1 protein-coding gene is annotated in these 437 nt (G+C 54.5%); it reads left to right on the forward strand.

The features are described 5' to 3' along the window. Window positions 1-27 precede the first annotated feature (27 nt). Window positions 28-437: copper chaperone (locus AB2B41_RS23370; protein WP_367880231.1), on the forward strand; the 410-nt coding region annotated here is incomplete at its 3' end.

Here is a 437-nt window from a genome sequence, read left to right on the forward strand (position 1 = left end):
GTCGGCATGTCAATGTCGGCGATTACGATGACGCAGATGGCCATCGAAATGCCAGGTATGATGATGGCGCCCGTCGAGTGGACACCTGGCTATACGCTGATGATCTTCATTATGTGGTGGGTCATGATGATTGCCATGATGGTGCCAAGCGCGGCTCCGACCGTTCTGTTCTATGCGGCACTCGCAAGAAAGAATAATAACTCGAATAAACCCTACGCCGCAGTTTCGATTTTCCTTTCCGGCTACCTGCTCGTTTGGGGTTTATTCAGCCTCGCAGCAACCGCTGGGCAGTGGTCCCTTGTTTCAATCGGCCAAATGAGCGGCATGATGGAACTCACGCAAGCACCGCTTGCGGGAGCGCTGCTTTTGGCCGCAGGTCTTTACCAAGTGTCCCCTCTCAAGCAGGCGTGTCTGCGACACTGTCAGCATCCGGTGAT

The sequence above is a fragment of the Sulfitobacter sediminis genome, from assembly GCF_040811725.1.
In the GTDB taxonomy this organism is placed as follows: domain Bacteria; phylum Pseudomonadota; class Alphaproteobacteria; order Rhodobacterales; family Rhodobacteraceae; genus Sulfitobacter; species Sulfitobacter sediminis.